This is a genomic window from Subtercola sp. PAMC28395, assembly GCF_018889995.1.
Taxonomy (GTDB): Bacteria; Actinomycetota; Actinomycetes; order Actinomycetales; family Microbacteriaceae; genus Subtercola.
This window is the reverse complement of sequence record NZ_CP076547.1, coordinates 1,618,671-1,640,625: the sequence shown is the minus strand read 5'-3', so window position 1 is coordinate 1,640,625 and position 21,955 is coordinate 1,618,671. Positions and strand designations below refer to the sequence as shown.

General features: G+C 64.5%; 24 protein-coding genes. 13 read left to right on the top strand and 11 right to left on the bottom strand.

Annotated features, from left to right (window positions below; genetic code table 11):
* Positions 1 to 62: 62 nt before the first annotated feature.
* Positions 63 to 1,088: an LLM class flavin-dependent oxidoreductase gene (locus tag KPL76_RS07615; RefSeq protein WP_216331870.1), complete on the bottom strand. Its 1,026-nt coding sequence runs from the start codon at positions 1,086 to 1,088 to the stop codon at positions 63 to 65.
* A gap of 62 nt (positions 1,089 to 1,150) precedes the next feature.
* Between KPL76_RS07615 and KPL76_RS07610 the strand changes: the two genes are divergently transcribed.
* Positions 1,151 to 1,576, top strand: coding sequence for a nitroreductase/quinone reductase family protein (locus tag KPL76_RS07610; RefSeq protein WP_216331868.1), 426 nt, complete (start codon positions 1,151 to 1,153; stop codon positions 1,574 to 1,576).
* Positions 1,577 to 1,608: 32 nt separating this feature from the next.
* Here the strand turns inward: KPL76_RS07610 and KPL76_RS07605 are convergent, their stop codons facing one another.
* The 3 genes from KPL76_RS07605 to KPL76_RS07595 form a co-directional block, all read right to left on the bottom strand.
* Entirely contained in the window at positions 1,609 to 2,373 is a 765-nt protein-coding gene (locus KPL76_RS07605) for a hypothetical protein (protein WP_216331867.1), read from the bottom strand.
* A complete protein-coding gene (locus KPL76_RS07600; RefSeq protein WP_216331865.1) occupies positions 2,370 to 2,924 on the bottom strand; it encodes a DUF6114 domain-containing protein in 555 nt (184 codons plus the stop codon). Before KPL76_RS07600 ends, KPL76_RS07605 begins: the two co-directional genes overlap by 4 nt.
* Positions 2,925 to 3,057: 133 nt before the next feature.
* Positions 3,058 to 3,651, bottom strand: a complete 594-nt coding sequence (locus KPL76_RS07595; RefSeq protein WP_216331863.1) for a DUF6230 family protein — start codon at positions 3,649 to 3,651, stop codon at positions 3,058 to 3,060.
* Between the two features lie 194 nt (positions 3,652 to 3,845).
* Here KPL76_RS07595 and KPL76_RS07590 point away from each other — a divergent pair, with 194 nt between their 5' ends.
* Positions 3,846 to 4,526 (top strand): TetR/AcrR family transcriptional regulator, encoded by a 681-nt coding sequence (locus tag KPL76_RS07590; protein WP_253201943.1) that lies wholly within the window; start codon positions 3,846 to 3,848, stop codon positions 4,524 to 4,526.
* Between the two features lie 57 nt (positions 4,527 to 4,583).
* On the opposite strand, the gene KPL76_RS07585 is transcribed toward KPL76_RS07590, so the two are convergent.
* Positions 4,584 to 5,039 (bottom strand): SRPBCC family protein, encoded by a 456-nt coding sequence (locus KPL76_RS07585; protein WP_216331861.1) that lies wholly within the window; start codon positions 5,037 to 5,039, stop codon positions 4,584 to 4,586.
* Positions 5,040 to 5,296: 257 nt separating this feature from the next.
* Between KPL76_RS07585 and KPL76_RS07580 the strand changes: the two genes are divergently transcribed.
* From KPL76_RS07580 to KPL76_RS07565, 4 genes are read left to right on the top strand one after another with little or no spacing between them, the layout of a single operon-like run.
* Complete coding sequence (locus KPL76_RS07580) at positions 5,297 to 6,757, top strand: MFS transporter (protein ID WP_371733878.1); 1,461 nt, start codon at positions 5,297 to 5,299, stop codon at positions 6,755 to 6,757.
* Positions 6,758 to 6,809: 52 nt separating this feature from the next.
* On the top strand, positions 6,810 to 7,331 hold the full coding sequence (locus tag KPL76_RS07575; RefSeq protein ID WP_216331859.1) for an MmcQ/YjbR family DNA-binding protein: 522 nt from the start codon (positions 6,810 to 6,812) through the stop codon (positions 7,329 to 7,331).
* Entirely contained in the window at positions 7,328 to 8,086 is a 759-nt protein-coding gene (locus KPL76_RS07570) for an SDR family oxidoreductase (protein WP_216331857.1), read from the top strand. The genes KPL76_RS07575 and KPL76_RS07570 overlap by 4 nt, the downstream gene beginning before the upstream one ends.
* A complete protein-coding gene (locus KPL76_RS07565; RefSeq protein WP_216331855.1) occupies positions 8,083 to 8,439 on the top strand; it encodes a hypothetical protein in 357 nt (118 codons plus the stop codon). Before KPL76_RS07570 ends, KPL76_RS07565 begins: the two co-directional genes overlap by 4 nt.
* A gap of 213 nt (positions 8,440 to 8,652) precedes the next feature.
* Here the strand turns inward: KPL76_RS07565 and KPL76_RS07560 are convergent, their stop codons facing one another.
* Complete coding sequence (locus KPL76_RS07560) at positions 8,653 to 9,006, bottom strand: hypothetical protein (RefSeq protein WP_216331853.1); 354 nt, start codon at positions 9,004 to 9,006, stop codon at positions 8,653 to 8,655.
* Between the two features lie 137 nt (positions 9,007 to 9,143).
* Between KPL76_RS07560 and KPL76_RS07555 the strand changes: the two genes are divergently transcribed.
* The 4 genes from KPL76_RS07555 (at position 9,144) to KPL76_RS07540 (ending at position 13,817) form a co-directional block, all read left to right on the top strand.
* Positions 9,144 to 10,373, top strand: coding sequence for an HNH endonuclease signature motif containing protein (locus tag KPL76_RS07555; protein ID WP_216331851.1), 1,230 nt, complete (start codon positions 9,144 to 9,146; stop codon positions 10,371 to 10,373).
* A 252-nt stretch (positions 10,374 to 10,625) separates the two neighbouring features.
* A complete protein-coding gene (locus tag KPL76_RS07550; RefSeq protein ID WP_216331849.1) occupies positions 10,626 to 11,153 on the top strand; it encodes an RNase H family protein in 528 nt (175 codons plus the stop codon).
* 105 nt (positions 11,154 to 11,258) lie between these two features.
* Complete coding sequence (locus KPL76_RS07545) at positions 11,259 to 12,431, top strand: acyl-CoA dehydrogenase family protein (RefSeq protein ID WP_216331847.1); 1,173 nt, start codon at positions 11,259 to 11,261, stop codon at positions 12,429 to 12,431.
* A 24-nt stretch (positions 12,432 to 12,455) separates the two neighbouring features.
* Positions 12,456 to 13,817 carry an LLM class flavin-dependent oxidoreductase gene (locus KPL76_RS07540; RefSeq protein ID WP_216331845.1) on the top strand — a complete coding sequence of 454 codons (1,362 nt, stop codon included), beginning with the start codon at positions 12,456 to 12,458 and terminating at the stop codon, positions 13,815 to 13,817.
* A 27-nt stretch (positions 13,818 to 13,844) separates the two neighbouring features.
* Here the strand turns inward: KPL76_RS07540 and KPL76_RS07535 are convergent, their stop codons facing one another.
* The 3 genes from KPL76_RS07535 to glsA all read right to left on the bottom strand — a co-directional run bounded on the left by KPL76_RS07535 (position 13,845) and on the right by glsA (position 18,381).
* A complete protein-coding gene (locus KPL76_RS07535; RefSeq protein WP_253201942.1) occupies positions 13,845 to 15,917 on the bottom strand; it encodes a VWA domain-containing protein in 2,073 nt (690 codons plus the stop codon).
* Positions 15,910 to 17,310, bottom strand: coding sequence for an AAA family ATPase (locus KPL76_RS07530; protein WP_253201941.1), 1,401 nt, complete (start codon positions 17,308 to 17,310; stop codon positions 15,910 to 15,912). The genes KPL76_RS07535 and KPL76_RS07530 overlap by 8 nt, the downstream gene beginning before the upstream one ends.
* A 75-nt stretch (positions 17,311 to 17,385) precedes the next feature.
* On the bottom strand, positions 17,386 to 18,381 hold the full coding sequence (gene glsA / locus KPL76_RS07525) for a glutaminase A (RefSeq protein WP_216331843.1): 996 nt from the start codon (positions 18,379 to 18,381) through the stop codon (positions 17,386 to 17,388).
* Positions 18,382 to 18,496: 115 nt separating this feature from the next.
* Here glsA and KPL76_RS07520 point away from each other — a divergent pair, with 115 nt between their 5' ends.
* Both KPL76_RS07520 and KPL76_RS07515 read left to right on the top strand, forming a co-directional pair.
* Positions 18,497 to 19,501 carry a ring-cleaving dioxygenase gene (locus tag KPL76_RS07520; protein ID WP_216331841.1) on the top strand — a complete coding sequence of 335 codons (1,005 nt, stop codon included), beginning with the start codon at positions 18,497 to 18,499 and terminating at the stop codon, positions 19,499 to 19,501.
* A 5-nt stretch (positions 19,502 to 19,506) separates the two neighbouring features.
* Positions 19,507 to 20,160, top strand: coding sequence for an alpha/beta hydrolase (locus tag KPL76_RS07515; protein WP_216331840.1), 654 nt, complete (start codon positions 19,507 to 19,509; stop codon positions 20,158 to 20,160).
* Between the two features lie 31 nt (positions 20,161 to 20,191).
* On the opposite strand, the gene KPL76_RS07510 is transcribed toward KPL76_RS07515, so the two are convergent.
* The gene (locus tag KPL76_RS07510) at positions 20,192 to 20,620 is read right to left on the bottom strand and encodes a YchJ family protein (protein ID WP_216336195.1); all 429 of its coding nucleotides are present in this window, start codon (positions 20,618 to 20,620) and stop codon (positions 20,192 to 20,194) included.
* Positions 20,621 to 20,765: 145 nt separating this feature from the next.
* On the opposite strand from KPL76_RS07510, the gene KPL76_RS07505 reads away from it, so the two are divergent.
* Positions 20,766 to 21,539: a ParA family protein gene (locus tag KPL76_RS07505; protein ID WP_216331838.1), complete on the top strand. Its 774-nt coding sequence runs from the start codon at positions 20,766 to 20,768 to the stop codon at positions 21,537 to 21,539.
* Positions 21,540 to 21,589: 50 nt separating this feature from the next.
* Here KPL76_RS07505 and KPL76_RS07500 read toward each other — a convergent pair whose 3' ends face one another.
* Positions 21,590 to 21,847 carry a DUF6458 family protein gene (locus tag KPL76_RS07500; RefSeq protein ID WP_216331836.1) on the bottom strand — a complete coding sequence of 86 codons (258 nt, stop codon included), beginning with the start codon at positions 21,845 to 21,847 and terminating at the stop codon, positions 21,590 to 21,592.
* Positions 21,848 to 21,955 lie beyond the last annotated feature (108 nt).

Sequence of the window (21,955 nt, the reverse complement as noted above, 5' to 3'; positions counted from 1 at the left end):
CAGCGTGTCACGTGAACCGTCAGGGCGAGCCCACCTATCGGCTCTGTGCTATCGGCTCCGTGCTATCGGCTCTGTGGCGACCAGCCCAGCAGCGGGCCGAGCGTGCCGGCGATGTCGGTGAGAATCTGCAGGTAATCCGACTGCCCGAAGGTGAACGGCAACGCGAACACCACCTCGTCGACAGCCTGGTACCCCGCGTGCGCCTGAAGCGTCTCTGCGATCGCTGCCGAGGGTCCGACCAGGTCGGGCGCGAACAGCATCCGCGCCGGACCCTGCGGAATCAGTGTTCGCGCAAACCGGCTCTCTGCGTAGGCGTGGTACTTCGCCGACTGCTCGCTCGTCGCACTGTCGGTGGGGATCACGACGAGCCCCTGCGATGCGCGTGCTGAAGCACCGAGCGGGTGCTTGGCGCGGAACAGGTCGATCTGGGCACGCTGGATGCGGGCGAAGTCGTCGTCATCTTCGGCCCGCACCACGCTGCTGCTCAAGAGGCTGAGCCCCTGGTCTCCGGCCCACGCGGCCGACGCGAGACTGCCCGCTCCGTACCAGACCCGGTCGATCAGGCCCGGCGAGTGCGGCTGGATGATCGGCGAATACGCCTCGATCCCCTCCGTTCCCTCGAAGGTGCTCACCGTGTCACCCCGTAGTGCCGCGAGCAACCGGGTGGCGCGCTCGTAGCCGAAGTTCTCGGAGTCTGACGAATCCGGATAGAGGGCCCCTTTGACGTCGTCGAAATGTGTGGGCGTTCCCGTGCTGATGCCGGGGTTCAGCCTGCCGTGCGAGAGCACATCGACCGTTGCGAGGTCTTCGGCCAGCCGGAACGGGTTCTCGAAACCGAGCGGAGTAACAGCGGTGCCGAGTTCGATGTAGTTGGTGCGTTGGCTTGCCGCAGCGAGCACCGCGACCGGCGAGGAGATGCCGTACTGCAGGTGCCTGTTGCGAAGCCACGCGCTGTCGAAACCCAGCTGCTCGCCGAATTCGATGAGCTGCAGAGTGTTCTCGTGCCCGGTGAAGGGGTCGCTCTCGTCGAACGTGCCGATGGTCAGGAACCCGAGCTTCGAAAGGGGCCGCCCGCTGATCTCGCTCATGGTCCATCACACTATCGCCGATGACAGTGGCCCAGCGTGCACCAACGTCATACGCTGAAACCATGACCGACTTCAACGAACAGATCATCGAGGAATTCCGCGCCAACAACGGCAACGTGCAGACTGCAGGTTTCGGGTCGAACCTGATCCTCGTGCACTCCATCGGGGCCAAATCCGGCACCGAACGGGTTCACCCCCTGATGGGAATCGCCCAGCCCGACGGCTCGTGGTTCATCGCCGCGTCGAAGGGTGGTGCACCCGAGAACCCTGCCTGGTTCGCCAACCTGCTCGCGCACCCCGAGACCACAGTCGAAACGCCGGCAGAGAACGGCACGGCGACCGTCGAGGTCGTCGCCTCCGTGCTCGGCGCCGACGAACGCGACAGCGCCTGGGCCCAGTTCACCTCTCGCTCCCCCGGATTCGCCGAGTACGAGGCAAAGGCAGGCGGCCGCACGATCCCCGTGGTGAAACTCACGCCACGAAGCTGACAACTCGGCGCTGAACCCTCGGCGCTGAATCATCAGTGCAGTTCTTCGTGCGACCCCGTGAGAGTGTCGACATCGGCAGAGAGCCCGTAGAGGTCGAGCGTCAGCGCCGTGAGGCCGCCCAGATCGGATGCTGTGGGAGGGGTCACTGCGTCGAACACCGCTGAAGCACCACTGCCGAGCAGCCCGGCGATCGAATCGAGATAGACCACGACCGAGCCATCTGCCGTCATGTTCGTCGCATGGGTCAGCACGCCGTGGCCATCGGGGCCGGCCGCGTCGAGAACAAATCCATCGATCGAGACATGGTCTGCTTCGAGCTTGATCACGCGCATGCTGGAGCCATCGGGCAGGGTCACCGTTACGACGCCCAGGCCCTTCAGCCCTGAGATCGACAGCGTCGAACCCGAAAGTTTGGCCGGGTTCCGCGTGAGCGGCATGGCACCGGGATCAGCCGGGGCGAGCACCGGGATGGGTGACGGAGACGGTGACGGTGTTGGTGTTGGTGACAACACCGGAGCAAGCTGTGGGGCGACCGGCGGCAGCGGATTCGCGAGTGGCGTGGGAAGGGCCGTCGGCAGCGGCAGCACGGGCAGTCCAGACGTAGCGCTGGGCGTCGGGGTCGGCAGAGCCGTCGGAGCCGGGGCCGGCGAACACCCGATGAACCCCAGGAAGCACGTGTCCTGTGGTACGAGCGTCGCCTGCGTCACGCCGGCAGGCGCAGCGCCGAGACCCGAAAAGGCACCGACGGCGACGACGGCAAGCAGAGCAGCACTGCGAATGCCCGAAGCGAACCTCATTCCTTTGTGGCGATGTCGACCGTGGCGACGTCGACTGTGGCGATGTCGACGAGGGCAGGTCGCCGGGGCATCCACGACACGACCATGACTCCCCCGATCATCCCGAGCAGCATGCCGATGAAGAACCCGCCGAGGTTCACGCCGACCAGCGAGTACACAGCCACGACGAGCGAGATGATGCCGTAGAACACGCGGTGCGCTGGCATGACGATGGCCAGCGTGCCGAGCAGCACCATCAGAATCGGCAGAATGGTCGCCTGCAACCCCTCGATGCCCACCTGGATGTGCATGTTGCCGAGGTCGAGCTGGCTCGACAGGAACATCTCGAATCCCGCGAGAATCGTCAGCAGCCCACCGACGAGCGGGCGCTGCCGATACCAGGCAGCGAAGCGAGCGCGTCGGCCAATGGATGCCCGGGGCTGGGCAGTCTCGCCGGCAACCCTGCCAGCGCCGACAGCGACGCCAGCGCCGACAGCTACGGCAGAACCTGCCATAACGCCTGCCACGGCGGCCCGTGTACTCCGGCGGTTCGGAACGATCTCTGTACTCATCGGTGAGCTCCTCGTCTTTCAATCAACTGTTCATGCGATGCCCGGGGGCCGGTGCGCAACGCCGGAGCACAACGCTGCGGGCGCGCGCAGCCACCGGCACCCCGGGCATCCGTGATCTGAATGGGCCGAACTGCTAGAAGCAGGTCGTCCCACCGGTGATCGACATGTGCAGCCCGGTGAGGGTGAACACCGACGCCTGCGTGCTCCAGGCGGTCTGCTGCAGGTTCTTGATGGTGAGCGAGTCCGCGTCCTGCGAGAAGTCGCCCACCGAACCCTTGGCCGAGGTGTTCACCTTCGACGCGTCGACACCGATGCGCATGTTGTTGAAGGTGGCGTCACCCTTGAGGTCCGTCATGCCGAGCTGCAGCCCGGTTGCCGTCGCGGGGTTTCCGCCGCCGCCCGCATTGATGAGCAGGCCCAGCTTGCCGAGGGGTGTGTCTGCGACGACCGACTGGCAGAGGTCGGCGAGGCTGGCCGAGGCGATGTTGGCGATCGCAACGGGGTGCGGCGCACCCTTTGCATCGACCGCGACGCCGGAATACTGCGAGAAACCGGTGCCATCGAGCTGTGATGCACCGATCTGGAACTGGCTGCCCGAGATGGCGAACGACACGGGAACGGCGCCATTTGCCACACTTCCCATCAGCAGGGTTGCGGCGATCGTGACGGGCACAGCGGCGAGGGCGATACGGCCGGGCCTCGAGCGCGTGAGTGAACGGAACTTCATGGATCCTCCTTGATACGAATGAAGTGGTGCGACAGAGCGAGGTTATTCAACCTATTGACCACTTGTCAATAGTTAACTGTGCACTGGTCAGTAGCAGCTGCCCGCTGGTCAGCAGTTTATTGTCCAGCAGTCAGTAGTCGAAGTGGGGTGTCATCGAAGATGCCGGGCGTGCCCGGCGAGCTACGCTGGCTGGTATGGCCCTGCCTGACCACGCAACACAGCCCAAGCCCGCGGCAGAACCCGAGCAGGCGATCCAGGCTGAGCGGCGCACCCGGCTTCTCCCCGACGCGCGCCGGGCGCAGCTCGTCGCCCTCGGCGTTGCCGCGCTGGCCGACCGCACCCTCGAATCCCTGCCGCTCGAGGAGCTCTCGAAGCAGGCCGGCGTCTCCAAAGGCCTGCTCTTCTACTACTTCGGCTCAAAGCAGGGATTTCACCGCGAGATCGTGAGTGCTGCCTTCAACAGCATGCTCCATGCGACAGAGCCGCTCCTCGAACTTCCGCCCGCCGAACGGCTCTGGTCGACGCTACGCAGAACAGTGCGATTCGCACGTGAGCACGAGAGCACCTTCTATTCGCTCGTACGGGGTACAGCAAGTGGCGACGTCGAAGTGCGCGAGGTGATCGAACACGCCCGTGCAACGCAGGCCGAACGCGTTCTGGTCTTGTTCCAGGAACTCGGCATCCCCGATTCAGGCCTTCTGCGCATTGCGCTGCGTTCGTGGGTCGCATTCGCCGAGCAGACGCTCGTGGATGCTGCACTCAACACTGACATGAGTGACGCCGACATCGTGCAGCTCCTGACAAACAGCCTCGTGGCCATCGCCACAGCGATCGACCCCGCTCACCGGGAATCGCTGAGCGGGGTCGTTCTCTAGCCCTGGTTGAGGTGGTGCGTTGGCGGCGGGACTGCTCCGGCGGCAACGCTGAACGGGTTACGCCTGTACGTCACCCCGCCAGGCGCCGTCTGCGGTGCCCTGCGCTTCGATGTACTTCTTGAAGTTCGCCAGATCCTTCTTGATCGCGTGGTTGTCTGCGCCCAGCGCACCGCCCAGCTTCTCCAGCAGCCCTTTGGCTTCCCAGTCGATCTGCACGGTCACGCGGCTCTTGTCTTCGGCGAGCTTGTGGAAGGTCACGACGCCTGCGTGGTCGACCTCGCCACCGGTGCTGTTCCAGGCGACACGTTCGTCGGGGTGCTGCTCAGTGATCTTCGCTTCGAACTCCCGTTCGACGGGGCCGATCTTGACCTTCCAGTGCGTGACGGTGTCGCTCGACTGGGTGATCGACTCGACCTCGTCGAGAAAACGGGGGAACTCCTCGAACTGCGTCCACTGGTTGTAAGCGACGGACACCGGTACGTCGACGTCGATGGTTTCAATGGCCTGAGGCATGAACTGCTCCAATGGTTTCATTTGTAGAACGGATGATCGTTCGAGCCTAAGCTTCGAAATTCTGGGGTCCCAGCCCCTTACCGTCACGCGATCGAGGTGCTAGGCCATCACGTTCGAGAGGGCCCCAGCCCGGAACGAGGCGCACAATACGCCTGTCGCCCGCATTTGTCACCGCCCCCTCGCATCAGGAAATGCGGGGTTAATCTCGAAACTGGAAATTTCGCGACACGCTTTTCGACGAAGAGATGAGGGCTCCCATGACGACCACGAATACATCGTCGGGAGGAAACACCGCCGCAGTGAAGAGCCTGGTGCCTGCACGCATGGATCGCCTCCCCTGGACTCGATTCCACTGGTCGATCGTGGTCGGCCTCGGGTTCTCCTGGGTTCTCGACGGGCTCGAGATCCAGATCGTGGCGTCTGCCGGATACCAGTCTTCGCTCGGCATGTCGTCTGCCGAAGTGGGCGCGGCGGGTACGGTCTACCTCCTCGGCCAGATCGCTGGTGCCCTCTTCTTCGGGCGTCTCGCCGACAAGCTGGGTCGTAAGAAGCTGTTCATCCTGACCCTCGCCATCTATCTGGTCGCGAGTGCCATCGCCGGTCTCTCGTTCAGCATCTGGTTCTTCTACATCTTCCGGTTCTTCGCAGGTATGGGAATCGGCGGCGAGTACGCGGCGATCAACTCGGCCATCGACGAGCTGATTCCCTCCAAGTACCGTGGTCGCGTCGACATCGCCATCAACGGCACCTATTGGGGTGGGGCGGCTCTCGGTTCTTTCGCCAACATCTTCCTGCTGAACCCCGACATCTTCGCCGAGAACATCGGGTGGCGCATCGGCTTCTTCCTCGGCCCGATCCTCGGTCTCGGGGTCATATTCCTGCGGCGGCATATCCCCGAGAGTCCTCGCTGGCTCATGACGCATGGCCGCGAGAAGGAGGCCGAAGAGACCGTCGACGACATCGAAGCGCGGGTCGAACGCGAGGGTGGTGAACTGACGCCCGTTGACGACTCGCAGGCCATCACGGTGAAGGCGACCGGAAGCATCCCCTTCAGGCAGATAGCCCACGTTCTCCTCAAGCAGTACCCGAAGCGCACCCTGGTCGGTGCCACCATGATGATCACGCAGTCGTTCCTCTACAACGCCATCTTCTTCACCTATGCACTGGTGCTGCAGAACTTCTACGGCACCAGCCCGAGTTCGACCCAGTACTTCTTCTTCCCCTTTGCAATCGGCAACCTTCTCGGGCCGCTCCTGCTCGGGCATCTGTTCGACGTGTGGGGTCGTCGCAAGATGATCTTCCTGACCTACGGCCTCGCCGGGGTTGTGCTTGCCGTCTCCGCGGTGCTGTTCCAGGCCGGGGTGCTGAACGCAACGACCCAGACGATCTTCTGGTGCGTGTCGTTCTTCTTCGCAAGCGCCGGCGCATCGAGTGCCTACCTCACGGTCAGTGAGATCTTCCCGCTCGAACTGCGCAGCCAGGCGATCTCGTACTTCTTCGCCCTCGGCCAGATTGCCGGGGCAGGCGCCCCACTGCTCTACGGAATCCTCGTCGGCGACGGCAGCGACCGTGGTCCACTCTCGATCGGGTATTTCGTCGGTGCCGGGGTCATGATCATCGGAGGCGTGGTCGCCCTCATCTTCGGCGTGGATGCTGAACGCAAGTCGCTCGAAACGGTGACCGCCCCGCTGTCACTCGTCACAGCCGACAAAACTTAGGGCAGCAATCACGGCGTAGGCAGTTCCGGCGACTGACGCCTACATTGGATTCATGGAACGAGAGGCACTCACCGAACTCGCGATTCGCGTCGCCGGCAGTTTCCCGGCAGTAACACGCGGCCAGCCCTTCGGCGAGGGAACAGAGGTCTTCAAAGTCGTCGGCAAAGTCTTCGCACTGGTCAACCTCGGTGACCGTCCTGCCTGTCTCACTCTCAAATGCGCCCCGCCCCATGCGCGGTCGCTGGTGGCAGGCTACGAGAGCATCATCCCCGGCTACCACGTGAACAAACAGCACTGGATCTCGATTGTTGCGGGCGAGCCTGAACATCCGGCGGCAGGGCCCGACCCTGCCCCAGACATCGACGAGACCCTCGTCGAAGACCTGATCGGCAATTCGTACGACATCGTCGTCTCACTGTTGCCGCGGGACCGGCGGCCGGTTGATCCCCATGCCGCACCCAGTACCGGTACCGATACCGGTGCAAGTGCCAGTACAGATGCAAGTGCCAGTACAGGTGCAAGTGAAAGTGAAAGTGAAAGTGCACGTGCCGATGAGGGGTTGAAGTCACGATGAAGATCGCCGTTGCTGGGGCGACCGGCACCGTCGGGCGCCACGTTGTGGCCGTCGCTCATGAGCGCGGTCACGAGGTCCTTGCCCTGTCGCGCGCTGCCGGCGTCGACCTCACCTCAGGGCTGGGTCTCGCCGAAATGCTCTCGGGGTGCCAGACGGTCATCGATGTCACTTCGCTCTCGACACAGTCCGCCGACGAATCGAAGCGATTCTTCACTCTCGTCACCTCTCACCTGTTGGCCGCCGAAGTGCAGGCGGGCGTCACCCACCACATCGCACTCTCCATCGTCGGCAGCGACCGAGCACCATTCGGGTACTACGCAGGAAAGGCCGCGCAGGAAAGCCTGGTGACCGAGGCGGCAGTGCCGTGGACCATTCTGCGGGCCACCCAGTTCCATGAATTCGCTCGGCAGATCTACGGCCAGGTGACGATCGGCCCTTTCACGGTCATCCCGACAATGATTTCGCAACCGGTCGCGGCGCGCGAGGTTGCCGAACGCCTCGTCTTCCACGCAGAGTCGGGGCCGAACGGCCTCGCCACTGACCTCGCTGGGCCCGAAGTGCTCCGGATGGCAGACATGGTGTGGCGCTATTCGCAAGCCATCGGCGGCACCGCACGCGTTCTCGAGGTCCCGCTGCCTGGCGGATTCGGCAGGGCCCTGCGCAACTCCACACTGGTCGCAAGCCCGTCGGCCAATCACGGCAAGCAGACGTTCTCCGAGTGGGTCGATTCAGTCGAGCGGCTGTCGTGGCGATGAGGTGGTGGTTTCGACGCAATGCACGCCGGAGTGACATCGAGGTAGCGGAGTACTGCGCCACGATCATCCTGTACCAGGCGATCTCGAAGCTCGACACCCTCGCAGTGATCTCGCTGGTCGTCGATGCGCCCGTCGAGAATGCAAAACTGGGGCGGCCGGTCATCCGACTCGCCGATCAGGCGTGGGTCGAAGTCGAGCTGCCGAAACTCGGAGAGCCACCACCGCTGGCGATCGACGTCTACAGCACGGTCAGCACTGATCAGGCACGGCTCGAGGCTCTGACCCTGGTCGCGGCGTTGCGGCGGCAGACCGCGTGGGATGTTCGGCCCGACTTCGGCGAGAGCGACGACTGAGGGCTGACGGCTGACGGCAGACGGCAGACGGCAGACGGCTGACGGCTGACGGCAGGAGACTTGACTTCTCCTCCACAGGCGTTCGTTCGTGCGAGTTATCCACTGATCAGGAGTTTTGGTCCATCGGTGTCGGGGGTGGGTGGTTGACTGTTCACATGACACGAGCATTACTCACTGAAGACGAGGTGGATCCCGTCCTGGCTGGTTCCACCTTCAGCGGCCCCGACTACTGCGGCTCAGAGGCCGCAGGATCGGTGACCGATGACCCTGCCGCTGATATTGCGTCGTCACCGTCACCGACGTCACCAGCGTCAGGTTCAACTCCACCAGGATCAGACTCGTCACGATCACCGTCGTCAGGATCGCCGTCGCCAGGACCTGCCTCATCAGGATCGGCGTCGTCGGGATCGCCTTCGTCGGGATCGGCTTCGTCAGGACCACCGTCGTCAGGACCACCGTCGTTAGGACCAGCCTCATCAGGACCGGCGTCGTCGGGATCGCCGTCGTCAGGATCACTGTCGTCAGGACAAGCCCCATCAGGATCGCCGTCGTCAGGATCTGCCTCATCAGGATCGGCGTCGTCGGGGTCGTCGTCGTCGTTGCGTCGGGAGCGTTTTGCGGCGGCGGTCGCTGCGGTGCTCGTGTCGCATCGGGCGATCGCAGCGGCGTACGCCTCTCATGCTCTCCTGGTCGAGGAGGCCCGGGTGGCGGGGTTCGCACTTCACACCCAGGACAGTTTCGCCAGCAGCGGGGGCGGGGGCCCGCAGTGGTCCTCTGACCAGATCGTGCAACGCCAAGTCGTCCTCGAGCTCGCCGTCGCCCTGCAGCTCACTGAGGTTGACGCGCGCCGGCTGGTCGATACCTGCGAAGGACTCGCCGGCCCGTTCACCGCCACCCGTGACGCGTTGGCGGCCGGGCGGGTGTCGTACCGGCACACCGAAACCCTCGTTCACCGTTCGCACCCGCTCCCCCGGGAAGCGCTCGGAGCGTACGAGAAGACGGTACTGCCCTGGGCGCGGAAAGTGACCGTGCAACGCCTCGACAAGATCGCCCGCGCCTGTGTGGAAGAAGTGCAACCCCGCACCGACAGCCAACGCCACACCGACGCCGTCACTGGGAGGCGTACGTATCTGGAGCCCGGGTCTGACGGGATGGCGTACCTGACCCTGTACACCGCCGCCGTCGAAGCTGCTGCCATCCACAACCGGGCCACCGACATGGCCAGGTCCGCGAAACACAACGGCGACCCCCGCACCCTCAGCCAACTGAAAGTCGACGTCCTGACCGACCTGATGCTCAACGGTGACACCCACACCCCACGGGTTGCCCCCGGTATCCGGGCCCGCGTGAACGTCACCGTCCCCGCCCTCACACTGCTGGGCCGCGACCACCACGGGAATCCCGACCCCGATCAGTCGTCTGGGCCAGCGAACCTGGAGGGGTTCGGGCCGATCGACCGGCACACCGCCCTCACCATCACCCGCCACGCACACTCGTTCACCCGGATCCTCACCGACCCCGCCACCGGTGCTGTGCTCAGCTACGGCCGGCAACGATACAAACCCCCCACCGACCTTGACGAGCTGATCCGGCTCACCCACACCGAATGCACCTTCCCGACACCCTGCGAACCATCAACCACCGCAGACCTTGACCACACCATCGCCTGGGGCGACGGCGGTGAAACCAGCTACGACAACCTCAGCCCCCTCTGTGCTTCGCACCACAAAGTCAAACACCACACCGAATGGACCATCCTGCAAACCCCGAACACCAACGGGCGACCACCAACCATCACCTGGACCTCACCCGCCGGATACGAATACACCATCGACCCCACACCACTCGCCAAACCCATCGTCCGCTTCGCGAACGCGACAGTTGATGGAGACAACTCAGACCATCGAGACAACTCAGACGATCCGCCTTTCTAACCTCGACCTGCGGGGTGATCGTTCCATCGGACATGAGCACTCCGCCAGAGATCGTCTACCTCTTCGCCGCCACTTCTTCTGTGCCCCTTCGTTTTCTTCTTCTGCGCCTCCTCATCTGCCTCCGCTTCTGCGCCTCCGCTTCTGCGCCTCCTCTTCCGCGCCTGCCTATTCTGGGTCTCCACTACAGCGCCTGCCTCTTGTGCCTCTTCACAGGTCACCGACCGCATTCCTTCGACGGGTACCCTTGATCAGATGACTATCACCGCTTCTGCTGACGGCTCAGCGCTAGGAAATCCAGGTCCGGCAGGTTGGGCCTGGTACATCGACGAGAACACCTGGGGCGCTGGCGGCTGGCCACACGGAACGAACAATATGGGTGAGCTCAAGGCCGTTCTCGAACTCTTCCGGGCGACCGCGCACGTCGACGACGACCTTCACATCCTGTGCGACAGCCAGTACGTCATCAACACAGTGACGAAGTGGATGCCCGGCTGGAAGCGCAAGGGATGGCGCAAGGGTGACGGCAAACCGGTCATGAATCTCGATCTCATCAAAGAGATCGACGACGCCATCGTCGGGCGCCGTTACCGATTCGAATGGGTCAAGGGCCACGTCGGGCACGAGCTGAACGAGGCGGCAGATGTCCGCGCCCGCGGCGCCGCCGAAGCCTTCGCTCGTGGGCGCACTCCAGACAGCGGGCCGGGCTTTCCCGGCGGCCTCGCTCCGGTGACAGAGCCAGTATCCGCGCCCGCCGACGCTTCAGCTGAAACGCTCTTCTAGCGGGCTTGGCCCCACCGCAAGCGGGCGGTCCGAATCCGGCCGGTGTTTACACGCTGGCCACGAAATGGAAAAGAAGCGCGTCACATCACCCCGGATGATCGGACTGTGCCAAGTTCCGACAACCAGCCCGCACTCAGCCCCACGATCGCCCTCGCTGAGACACCCTTTGCCGTTGCCTCGTGGGAGAACGACCTCATCGACGCAGTAGGAGCTTTGTGCGCCGGCTTCGCCACCACGGCAGCCGAGTATGACGACAAGGCCGAAATCGCGGTCGACAATCTGAAGGCGCTTCACGACGCAGGTCTCTCCGAGGCAGTTCTTCCGAAGAATCTCGGCGGTCGAGGGCTGAGCTACCAGGCCTTCGGCGAGATCGTGCGGATGATCTGCGAAGCTGACCCGTCCACTGGCACGATCTTCACTATGCATTCGGGGGCAGGCGTGAGTCTCGCGCAACTGACCCAGGAGACGCTCGGTGCGTTCTATGCCGACGAGCTGCGTTCAGGCAAGCGATTCTCGAATGCTCTCTCAGAACCGACCAGCGGCAACAAGTTCCTGAATCCACAGCAGGAAGCGCTCCCGGTCGACGGCGGCTGGGCACTCGATGGGGCCAAGCGATTCGTGTCAGGAAGCGAGATCGCGGACTACCTGCTCGTCAACGCGCTGGTCGACGGCGAGCCCACGTTCTTCGGTGTGGCCCCGGATGAGTCGGTCACGATCATCCCGATCTGGGACACGCTCGGGCTCCGGGCCACGCGAAGCCAGCTGCTCTCGTTCAACAACACGGTGCTGAGAGTGAGCCAGCGTGGGCGCGCTCCACTGTTCACTGATTTCGCCGTGATTCCTGCCGGGCTGCCGATGATCTCGCTGGGCATCGCCGACGCGGCGCTGGGGGCGATCATCCAGCATGCGACGAACCGCATGATTCTCGGCAAGCCGCTCAGCCACCAGCAGTGGCTGCAGTTCGAGGTGGCCGAAGTGCAGAGCCGGCTCGAATCGGTGCGGGCGTTCATCCGGCAGACCCTGTGGCAGGCAGACCAGGGCGTGCCGGCCTTCTTCGGTAACCTCTCGCGAGCGAAATACCTCGCGAACAAGATCGCGGTCGAGGTGGCCCAGCTCGGCGTGAGGGTGGGTGGGGCATCCGGATTCCTGAAGACCTCGCCGATCCAGCGGCACCTGCGTGATGCCCAGGCGGGCCAGTTGATGGCGTACTCGACCGAGGTGCTCGCGGGCGAGATAGGCAGAGCTGTATTCGGTGTGACTGACGTCGAAAGCAACTGAGCGATGCCTCCACAACGGCCACGCATGATCTTCAATGCTTTCAACATGTTCGCGGCGTCGCACCATGACCAGGGAATGTGGGCCTGGCCGGGAAGTCGGCAACTCGAGTACAACAACATCGACTACTGGGTCGATATCGCCCAGCTGCTGGAACGCGGGCACTTCGACACGCTGTTTTTCGCCGATGTGCTCGCTCCGTATGACACCTTCGGATCGTCGCGCGATGCCGCAGTCTTCAGCGGGATGCAGTTCCCGATCAACGACCCGGGCGAACTCATTCCCGCTCTGGCCTATGCCACGAGAGACCTCGGGTTTGTGCTGACGCAGAACATCCTGCAGGAGCCACCGTATTCATTCGCGCGCAAGATGTCGACCCTCGACCACCTCACGCGCGGGCGGATCTCCTGGAACATCGTCACCACGTTCCTCCCCGGGGCCGGCCGAAACCTCGGGTTCGGCGGGCTACCAGACCACGGCGACCGGTACGCCCGCGCAGACGATTTCATCGAGGTGGTCTACAAACTCTGGGAGGCGAGCTGGGAAGACGATGCCGTGGTACGCAACGCGGCCCTTCGACAGTACAGCGACGCGTCGAAGATCCATGAGATCAATCACGTTGGGCCGTACTACGACGTCGTCGGGCCGCACCTCAGCGAACCATCGCCACAGCGCACACCCTTTCTGATGCAGGCAGGGGTTTCACCGCGCGGGCGCGACTACGCCGGTCGCAACGCGGAGGGCCTGTTCATCAATGCGCTCTCGCCAGAGGAGGCAGCGCCAGTGGTTCGGGATGTTCGTGCTGCCGCTGCCCGGCACGGCCGCTCGCCGAACAACGTCAAACTCTTCGGCATTCTCGGGTTCGTCGTCGGCAGCACAGAGGAGGAGGCACAGCGCCTGCACGAGGAGATCACCGACTTTCAGAACATCGAGGCCAACCTCGCCAAGCAGAGCGTCTTTCTCGACTACGACTTCAGCACCCTCGACCCTGCCGAGCCCATCTTCGAGATCGCCAAGCGACCCGAGGGTACGACGGGAATCGTCGCCGAACTCATCAGGGTGTCGCCGAATCCGCACTTTACGATCGGCGAACTCGTTCGCTGGTACGGCAACCAGCGCATCGTCGGAACCCCGGAGCAGATCGTCGATCACCTCGAGAAGTGGCAGGATGCCGGCATCGACGGCATGAACGTGCAGTACGTTGTCTCACCGGGAACCTTCGAGGATTTCGTGGAACACGTCAGCCCCGAGCTGCGACGCCGGGGCCTCATGCAGGAGTCGTATGCTCCGGGCACCCTGCGCGAGAAGGTGTTCCCGGGCAACGGGCCCCACCTGCCCGACGAGCATCCGGCGAGAGCACTGCGGCGGGCGGCGTTCGGTGAAGACTGACGGCTGGCTGGCTTGCTGGCTGGCTGGCTAATCAGCCCAGCGACCCCAGCCTCTGCCGAACATCTCGTCGAAGCCCGAGGTACCCCCACCAGAACCGGAACCGCCAGCTGGCCCGCGCCTCGAACCGAGGTAGGAACTCACCACAGCCGCACCGAGGTCGTCGAGTTCGGGGGCGACGACCATTCCCCCCGCGCGCCGGGCCATCGAATCGATGAATCGGGCGAGCCCGGGGTCGTCGCCGAGCCTGAAGAACGTCGTCTGGGCGCCCAGGCGCGTGGAGTTGTCGAGTTCGCGAACGGAATACGCCACCGTCACGGGGTCGGGCGGGTAGTTGAAGTACACCTCGCCGTTGGGCTCCAGATGCGAGGTCGGTTCCCCGTCGGTGACGATGAGCAGCACCGGCTGGGCATTCGGATGCTTACGGAAGTGCCGATTCGCCAGCAGCAGCGCGTGGTGCAGGTTGGTGCCCTTGTCCCACATAGCATCGAGGCCCGTGAGTTGTTCGATGTCCATGACTTCAGCGTGACGACCGAAACCGATCAGCTGCAGGTCGTCCCCGCGGAACCGACTTGTGATGAGCGTGTGCAGGGCAAGCGCGGTGCGCTTCATGGGAACCCAGCGGCCATCCATCGCCATCGAGAACGAGGTGTCGACGAGTAGCGCGACGCACGCCTGGGTGCGTGCCTCCGTCTCCTGCACTTCAACGTCGCCGACTTCGATGCGCACCGTCGAGCTCGAGCCCGATGGTCCCCGCTCCCCCGCCGTGCGCGTCAACGCGTTCGTGATGGTTCGGGTGACGTCCCACGGCTCGGTGTCGCCGAAGGCCCACTCGCGGGTCGCGCCCGAACGATCGCCAGCGGCCCCGGCCTGGCGCAGGTCGCGGTTGCCCTGGCGGCCCGACATCCTGTCGGCGACATCGCGCAGAAGCGCCTTGCCGAGCTGGCGCATGGCCTTGGGGCTGAGCTTGAGCTTGCCGTCGGTGCCGCGCTTCAGGGTGCCAGAATCGCGAAGGGCCTTTTCGAGCTGCTGTAAGGCCCGGGCATCCATTGTCGCTTCATCGCCGAGTTGCCGCGAGAGTTTGTCGAGGTCGAGATCGTCGAGTTGCGACCCGTTGTAGGACTGCGACAACTGCTCAGAGAGCTCGTCGAGATCGGCGATGCTCTGAAAGACGCCCGTTCCGTCCCCTAGACCGAGGCCCTGCTCGCCGTTCATGCGCTCAGACCCACTCCAGTTCTCCCCCGGGCGCAACGACTGGAGGTTGTCGTCGAGCTGGGCGAGCGACTGCATCAGCTCGGGCGAGCCGAACGCCTGCTGGGCAAGGGCATCGAGCTCGTCACGCTGCTCCTGGGTCATGGAGTTGCGCATGCGCTGGGCGGCGGCGGCCCGCTCGGCCAGCGCATCGATGAGCTCGTCGACGGTGCCGGGGTTCTCCGGGAAGAACTCGCCGTGCTTGGCCATGAAGTCGTCGAACTGCTCGGGTGTGTCTTCGCCGCGCTTGTGCGCATCGAGCAGCTCATTGAGATCGGCGAGCATGGCGTTGATCGCCTCGCGGTCGGCCTCCGTCGCGTTCTCGAGTGCCTTCTTCATGCCGGCGAAGCGCTGGTCGAGCATCTCCCTGCCCAGGAGGTCCTTGATCTTCTCGAACTCCGCGCGGGCCTCGCTGCTGTGCCATTGGTAGTCGCTCAGTTCGCTGACGGCTGCGGCGGGAGACGGGGGGAGCGCGTCGAGCTGCATCTCTGCGAGGGCCCGGTCGCCATCATCCATCGACGCATCGCGTGCGAGTTGTTTGCGCTCGGCCAGCACCGCCTTGTCGAGGAGTTCTCTGATCTGCTGCAGGGTGCCGTCGAGGTTGTGCTTCTGGGCGAGCTCCCTGCGACGCTCGGCAACACGCCGCGCCAGATCGTCGAGCCCGGCCTGGTTCGCGCCACCCCGCCGAAGGAATTCGTTGAGTGCGCGCTCGGGGGACGAACCGGCCATCACGTCTTCACCGATCGCCTCCAGCGCCTCGGCCAGGTCGACCGGCGGCGCCAGGGGGTCCGGCCCGTCGACGTACTTGCCGTACCGTGCGTCATGCGTGAGGCGGCGGTTGGCCCTAGCCATAGATCGTCTCTCCCCCGCCGCTCTCCTTGCTCAGCTTGCGCGCCAGGTAGAGGCCCTCGAGCGCCAATTCGATAGCTCCCGCCCGTTGCCCGTCGTTCGTCGCACCGAGTCGTTCGCCGATCTCGTCGTAGAGCGGCGACTCCCCCAGTGACGGCAGCCCGGCGAGAAAGTCGCGCGCCGAAACCTGCTCGCCCGTCGTCACCATGACGCCGCTTTCGATCGCGCTCACGAGCGGGCCGAAATCAAGGCCCCGAAAGTGCGCCCTGACGGCCTCGGCCGTAGCCGTGCGCAGCAGATGGTCGAGAATCTCGTCTTCGCGCCCCTCTTCGCCCGATTCGAACTCGATCTTGCCGCCGAGAACGTCGACCGCCGTTTCGAGGTCGACGGGTCTCGCGACCGCCTCGTTCTCACCCTGGCGGGTCGCGCGGTGAAGCGCCGCAGCCGCGATGGTCTCCGCACCCGCAATAGCGAAGCGCGCACTCACCCCACTGCGCTGGTCGACCGCATTCGAACCGCGGAGCGCACGCGTGAATCGCGCCAGGATCTCGACGAGATAGTCGGGCACGTCAGCGACGAGCTCCGCTTCCTGCCGGATGACCGCCACCTCGTCGACGAGTTCCATCGGGTAGTGCGTGCGGATCTCGGCGCCGAACCGGTCTTTGAGCGGCGTGATGATGCGGCCGCGGTTCGTGTAGTCCTCGGGGTTCGCGCTGGCCATGACGAGCACGTCGAGCGGCAGTCGCAGCACGTAGCCGCGAATCTGGATGTCGCGCTCCTCCATCACGTTCAGCATCGCCACCTGAATACGCTCTGCGAGGTCGGGCAACTCGTTGATCGCGACGATCCCGCGGTGGCTTCGCGGAATGAGACCGAAGTGGATCGTCTCGGGGTCTCCGAGACTCCGCCCCTCAGCGACCTTCATCGGGTCGACGTCACCGATCAGGTCGGCCACACTCGTGTCGGGAGTAGCGAGCTTCTCGAAGTACCGCTCGTTGCGACTGCGCCACGTGATCGGCAGCTCGTCGCCCAATTCGGATGCCCGGCGAATGCTCTGCGAGGTGATGGGCTCGAACGGGTGTTCGCCGAGCTCTGAGCCCTCGATGACCGGCGACCACTCGTCGAGCAGCCCGCTGAGCGTTCGGAGCAGGCGGGTCTTACCCTGCCCACGCTCGCCGAGCAGCACGATGTCGTGCCCTGCGATCAGCGCCCGTTCGAGCTGCGGGATGACGGTCGATTCGAACCCGTGGAGCCCGGGCCACGGATCCCGGCCCTCCCGAAGGGCATCGAGGAGGTTGTCACGGATTTCTGCTCGCAGCGTCTTGTAGACGTGCCCCGAAGAGCGGAGCTCGCCGACCGTTGCGGGTGTGGGCATGGACGAGGTAGGGGGCATCATCCATGTAATGCTACGCCGCTGAAACGATGCTGCGCCCCTCGGGAAGAAGAAGCCCTGACCTGATCAGAAGCACACTCACGAAGCGAAGATGTCGAGCCCCAGGGCGGTGGAGAGGAAGCGCGCGGTGCGCTGCCCACGAACGCTGTTGCCCGCGGGGTCGAGCCGGGGTGAGTACGTGCCGAGCCCGCCCTTGCCCGGCGAGACAGCGACAATACCGCCCGAAACGCCGCTCTTCGCCGGGATCCCGACCTCGAAGAGCCAATCGCCAGACAGCTCGTAGAGGCCGGCCGTCGCCATGACCGAGAGCGTGTCCCTCGCCACCCGGGCATCGACGACGCGAAGGCCGGTGACCGGGTTCACTCCCCCGCAGGCCAGGGTGGCGGCCATGATCGCCAGATCGCGCGCCGAGACGAGCAACGAGCACTGTTTTGTGTACACCTCGGTCGTCACAAGGGGGTCGAAGTTCATGCGCCCGTAGCTCTGAAGCAGACGCGCGATGGCCATATTGCGCTGGTTGGTCGCGGTCTCTGATTCGTACGTTGCCTGATCCAGCTCGAGTGGGCGACCCGCGAACGCCGACAGCCCCTGCTTGATGAACGCCCACTTCTCGTCGGCGTCGGCGCCCGGCACCAGGCTCGTGGTCGCGAGCGCTCCAGCGTTCACCAGGGGGTTCATCGGGTTGCCACCGTTGAGCTCGACCGCCATGACCGAGTTGAACGGCAGGCCTGTGCTGTTCACCCCGACGAGCCGTGACACCGCATCGTGCCCGCTGTGCTGACACACGAGGGCGAAGACGAACACCTTCGAAATCGACTGGATGCTGAACTCACGCAGCGCGTCACCGACACTGCTGATGCCGCCGTTCACCCCGCACACGCTGATGCCGAACAGCGACGGGTCGGCCTCACCGAGCGAGGGAATGTAGTCGGCGACATCGCCCTCATCCAGGTGCAGGTATCGTTCGTGGGCCTCTTCGAGAAGCGCGGTGACCTCTGCGATCGACGGCAGGACGCCCGTCGATACCCGCGGTCGGGGCGGGCGGGTGTTGTCGGGATCGAGTTCGGTGCTCATGTCAGTGCCCCACTTTCATGACCACGATAGTGGTCATGTCACGTTGCGGGAATAATCTCAGATTCAATGCGTTTGCATAAATAACCAACCGTCGTTCATGAAACAGGAGAACACCATGACTGCCGAGACCTCCGGATTGCACCACGTCACCGCGATCGGCGGCGACCCCCAGAAGAACATCGACTTCTACATCACCGGCCTCGGCCTCAGGCTCGTGAAGAAGACGGTCAACTTCGACGACCCGAGCACGTACCACCTCTACTACGGCGACGACGCCGGCCGGCCCGGTTCGCTGATGACCTTCTTCCCATGGAAGGGCATCCGCCCCGGCCGAATCGGTGCGGGCCAGTCGACCAGCACAGCCTTCTCGGTTCCTGCCGGAAGCATCGGCTGGTGGAAGTCGCACTTCGCCGGGCTCGGCGTCGAGTCCACGGTCACCACCGAGAACCAGGCCGAAGAACGTCTCTCGCTGCGCGACCCCGACGGCCTGCAACTCGACCTGGTGGCCTCGAGCATCGTCGACCCTCGCGACCCGTGGGATTCAGCATCCGTACCCGCCGAGTTCGCGGTTCGCGGCCAGCACTCCTCTGTTCTGACCGTGAACGACCCGACCGGCACCGCACGCGTGCTGACCGAAGAGCTCGGCATGTCCCTCGTGTCTGAGCAGGGCAACCGCCTGCGCTTCTCGGCCGGTGGCTCCGAGGTCGCTGGGCACATCGTCGACGTGATCGCCGAGCCCACCGCACAGTACGGCCTGACCGCCGGCGGAACCGTTCACCACATCGCATTCCGCGTGCCCGACCACCAGACCCAGCAGCTCTGGCGCGAGCAACTCGTCGACCACGGCTATGAGGTCACCCAGATTCTCGACCGCCAATACTTCACCTCGATCTACTTTCGCGAGCCGGGTGGCGTTCTCTTCGAGATCGCCACAGACACCCCCGGGTTCGAAATCGACGAACCGCTGCTCGAACTGGGCCGCAGCCTGAAACTGCCGCCGTGGCTCGAGCCGTCGCGCGAGGCGATCGAGCACTCCGTCATCCCGGTGACGCTGCCCGCCGAGAACAACCCGGAGCTGAACGATTCTGGGCTCAGCGATTCACTTTCTGCGGGGGCGTAGCGGTGATGGATGCCGGAGAACTCTCGGCGTGGCCGCACGTCTACCGGCCCGCCGGGAGTGAGAACAACGCGCCTATCCTCCTCATGCTCCACGGCACGGGCAGCACCGAGCGTGAAATCCTGTCACTCGCTGCTGCCATCGACCCCGAGGCAGCCGTTCTTTCTCCCCGTGGAAGGGTGAGCGAGAACGGTGCCGGTCGGTGGTTCCGCCGCTTCGGTGAGGGCCAGTTCGACGTCGACGACGTGATCGCGAGAGCGGGTGAACTCGCCGAGTTCGTCATCTGGGCGCGGCACGAATACAGTCTGGGCTCAACCGAGATGGATGCTCGGCCCCTCATTGCGGTCGGCTTCTCGAACGGCGCGAACATCGCCCTCGCCCTCGCCGTTCTGCACTCCGAGACCGTGACCCGCGCCATGGCGTTCTCTGGGATGTACCCTCTCGGCGACCGAGGGCTCCCTTCGCCGCTTCCGAATTCCCGACTACTGCTGCTGAACGGAGAGTCCGACCCGATGGCGCCGTCATCGTCGGTCGATCGGCTCGATAGAGAATTGCTTCGGGTGGGTGCCGGCGTCGAGCGGGTCACTCGCGGGGGCGGCCACGGCATCACCGCCGAGGAGATCGAGAGAGCACAGGCCTGGCTGCACGCCGAAGCCCGGTGAGAAGCGCCGCGACGGCACGCGGCTCGGCAGCTCAGGAATCGCTGTACAGATCTCCGTCGACGTAGAACCAGCGGCCGCCCTCGGAGACGAAACGACTTGTCTCGTGGAGTCGCCCGGCGCGACCGTCGAGTCTGAACCGGGCGACGAACTCGACCGTGCCCGAGCGGTCGAGCATCCCACCGCCGGCCTTCGAGAGAATGTCGAGCCGGTAGAAGCGCTGTGCGGGGTCGAGGCCGAGCGTCACCGGGCGGGTTGAACTGTGCCAGGTGGCCAGCAGGTAGGGTTCGTCGCCCAGAACGAACGCAGAGTATCTCGACCGCATGAGCCGTTCTGCAGTAACCGACGGTTGGGTGCCGGCGTGGGCGGGCGCACAGCATTCGCCGTACGGCAAGCCGCTGAGGCAGGGGCACCGGTCGGTGTCGGCAAGGATAGGCCAGGCAAGGGACGGGTTGGCGGTCATCATCATCTTCCAGAGCACGGAACACCTCAGAATAGCCCGCGTACGGCGCGGTCCCTTCTGCATTCAGGTGAGCCAGCAGTAAGTTCGTCACGTGAACGTTCGCTGAACGAGAGGCGAACACGCATCAAGCAACGGCGGGTGTCGCATGAAGATCGTCGCGGTGTACAGCACCAAGGGCGGAGTCGGCAAGACGACTGCGGCAGTGAACCTCGCCTGGGCTGCGTCAGAAGACTTCCGCGTGTTGCTCTGGGATCTCGACCCCCAGGGTGCCGCCACATTCCTCCTCGAGGTCAAGCCGAAACTCAAGGGCGGCGTCGAGGGGCTCGTCGGTGGCAAGGTGACGGCGAAGAGCGCCATCAAGGCGACAGCGTTCGACCATCTCGACGTGCTTCCGGCCGATGCCAGCTACCGTGACCTCGACCTTGTGCTCGACCACGCCAAGGGCTCGACCAGTCGCATCGCGCGAATTCTGGAGACGGTCACGCGCGACTACGACGTCGTCATTCTCGACTGCCCGCCTGGAGCATCACTGGTCGCGTCGAACGCCGTGAATGCAGCAGACCTCGTCGTCGTGCCGGTGGTGCCGTCTCCGCTCTCATTGCGCTCACTGGAACAGGTCACGGATTTTGTGTCGGGATCCGCCAGCACTGCACCCGTGCTCGGGTTTCTCTCGATGGTCGACCGCCGGAAGACGCTTCATCGCGAAGCAGTGAGAGACCTGCCGCGCGATCGGGGTGTGATCGTCAACGTGATCGTGCCGGCGAGCGTGGTGATCGAACGGATGGGAACCGAGCGTTCACCCGTCGGCATCTACGCACCGCGAACTGAATCTGCAAACGCCTTCAGCGAGCTCTGGGTGAGGGTGCAGTCCACCGTCAAAGCCACAAGCAAGTCGAAACCGCGTAGACGCAAGCGCTGAGCGCCGACCGACGATCGCAGGGGCGCCGCCCGACGCTCGAACCGCTCGGATCAGACCAGCGGGTCGTCGCGGTCGATGGTGCGGCGCGAGACCTGCTCGCCGCTGACGGGGTCGACCGCCGAGCGTGTTGTCATGGTGGTCTGGCGGCGGCGGGTCATGAACACGATACCCAGGATGATCCCGAGTACTCCGGCCGCCATGAGAATGTAGCCCACCAGGTGCAGGTCGATCCACGAGACCTGCACGTCCACAGCGAATGCCAGTATTGCCCCGATGACGAAGAGTACGATTCCTGATCCGAGACTCATGGTGGTTCTCCTTGCTTCGTTCGCCTGACGACGGCACTGAGTAACAGCGGTCCGTAAGGCGTGCCTCACTTGAGGACCCAGCGATCGTAGCAACCCGGTCATTAGGCC

Coding starts and splice junctions, on each gene's coding strand:
- KPL76_RS07615 (WP_216331870.1), bottom strand. CDS start 1,088: ATGAGCGAGATCAGCGGGCGGCCCCTTTCGAAGCTCGGGTTCCTGACC.
- KPL76_RS07610 (WP_216331868.1), top strand. CDS start 1,151: ATGACCGACTTCAACGAACAGATCATCGAGGAATTCCGCGCCAACAAC.
- KPL76_RS07605 (WP_216331867.1), bottom strand. CDS start 2,373: ATGAGGTTCGCTTCGGGCATTCGCAGTGCTGCTCTGCTTGCCGTCGTC.
- KPL76_RS07600 (WP_216331865.1), bottom strand. CDS start 2,924: ATGAGTACAGAGATCGTTCCGAACCGCCGGAGTACACGGGCCGCCGTG.
- KPL76_RS07595 (WP_216331863.1), bottom strand. CDS start 3,651: ATGAAGTTCCGTTCACTCACGCGCTCGAGGCCCGGCCGTATCGCCCTC.
- KPL76_RS07590 (WP_253201943.1), top strand. CDS start 3,846: ATGGCCCTGCCTGACCACGCAACACAGCCCAAGCCCGCGGCAGAACCC.
- KPL76_RS07585 (WP_216331861.1), bottom strand. CDS start 5,039: ATGCCTCAGGCCATTGAAACCATCGACGTCGACGTACCGGTGTCCGTC.
- KPL76_RS07580 (WP_371733878.1), top strand. CDS start 5,297: ATGACGACCACGAATACATCGTCGGGAGGAAACACCGCCGCAGTGAAG.
- KPL76_RS07575 (WP_216331859.1), top strand. CDS start 6,810: ATGGAACGAGAGGCACTCACCGAACTCGCGATTCGCGTCGCCGGCAGT.
- KPL76_RS07570 (WP_216331857.1), top strand. CDS start 7,328: ATGAAGATCGCCGTTGCTGGGGCGACCGGCACCGTCGGGCGCCACGTT.
- KPL76_RS07565 (WP_216331855.1), top strand. CDS start 8,083: ATGAGGTGGTGGTTTCGACGCAATGCACGCCGGAGTGACATCGAGGTA.
- KPL76_RS07560 (WP_216331853.1), bottom strand. CDS start 9,006: ATGAGGCAGATCCTGACGACGGCGATCCTGATGGGGCTTGTCCTGACG.
- KPL76_RS07550 (WP_216331849.1), top strand. CDS start 10,626: ATGACTATCACCGCTTCTGCTGACGGCTCAGCGCTAGGAAATCCAGGT.
- KPL76_RS07540 (WP_216331845.1), top strand. CDS start 12,456: ATGATCTTCAATGCTTTCAACATGTTCGCGGCGTCGCACCATGACCAG.
- KPL76_RS07535 (WP_253201942.1), bottom strand. CDS start 15,917: ATGGCTAGGGCCAACCGCCGCCTCACGCATGACGCACGGTACGGCAAG.
- KPL76_RS07530 (WP_253201941.1), bottom strand. CDS start 17,310: ATGATGCCCCCTACCTCGTCCATGCCCACACCCGCAACGGTCGGCGAG.
- glsA (WP_216331843.1), bottom strand. CDS start 18,381: ATGAGCACCGAACTCGATCCCGACAACACCCGCCCGCCCCGACCGCGG.
- KPL76_RS07520 (WP_216331841.1), top strand. CDS start 18,497: ATGACTGCCGAGACCTCCGGATTGCACCACGTCACCGCGATCGGCGGC.
- KPL76_RS07515 (WP_216331840.1), top strand. CDS start 19,507: ATGGATGCCGGAGAACTCTCGGCGTGGCCGCACGTCTACCGGCCCGCC.
- KPL76_RS07510 (WP_216336195.1), bottom strand. CDS start 20,620: ATGACCGCCAACCCGTCCCTTGCCTGGCCTATCCTTGCCGACACCGAC.
- KPL76_RS07505 (WP_216331838.1), top strand. CDS start 20,766: ATGAAGATCGTCGCGGTGTACAGCACCAAGGGCGGAGTCGGCAAGACG.
- KPL76_RS07500 (WP_216331836.1), bottom strand. CDS start 21,847: ATGAGTCTCGGATCAGGAATCGTACTCTTCGTCATCGGGGCAATACTG.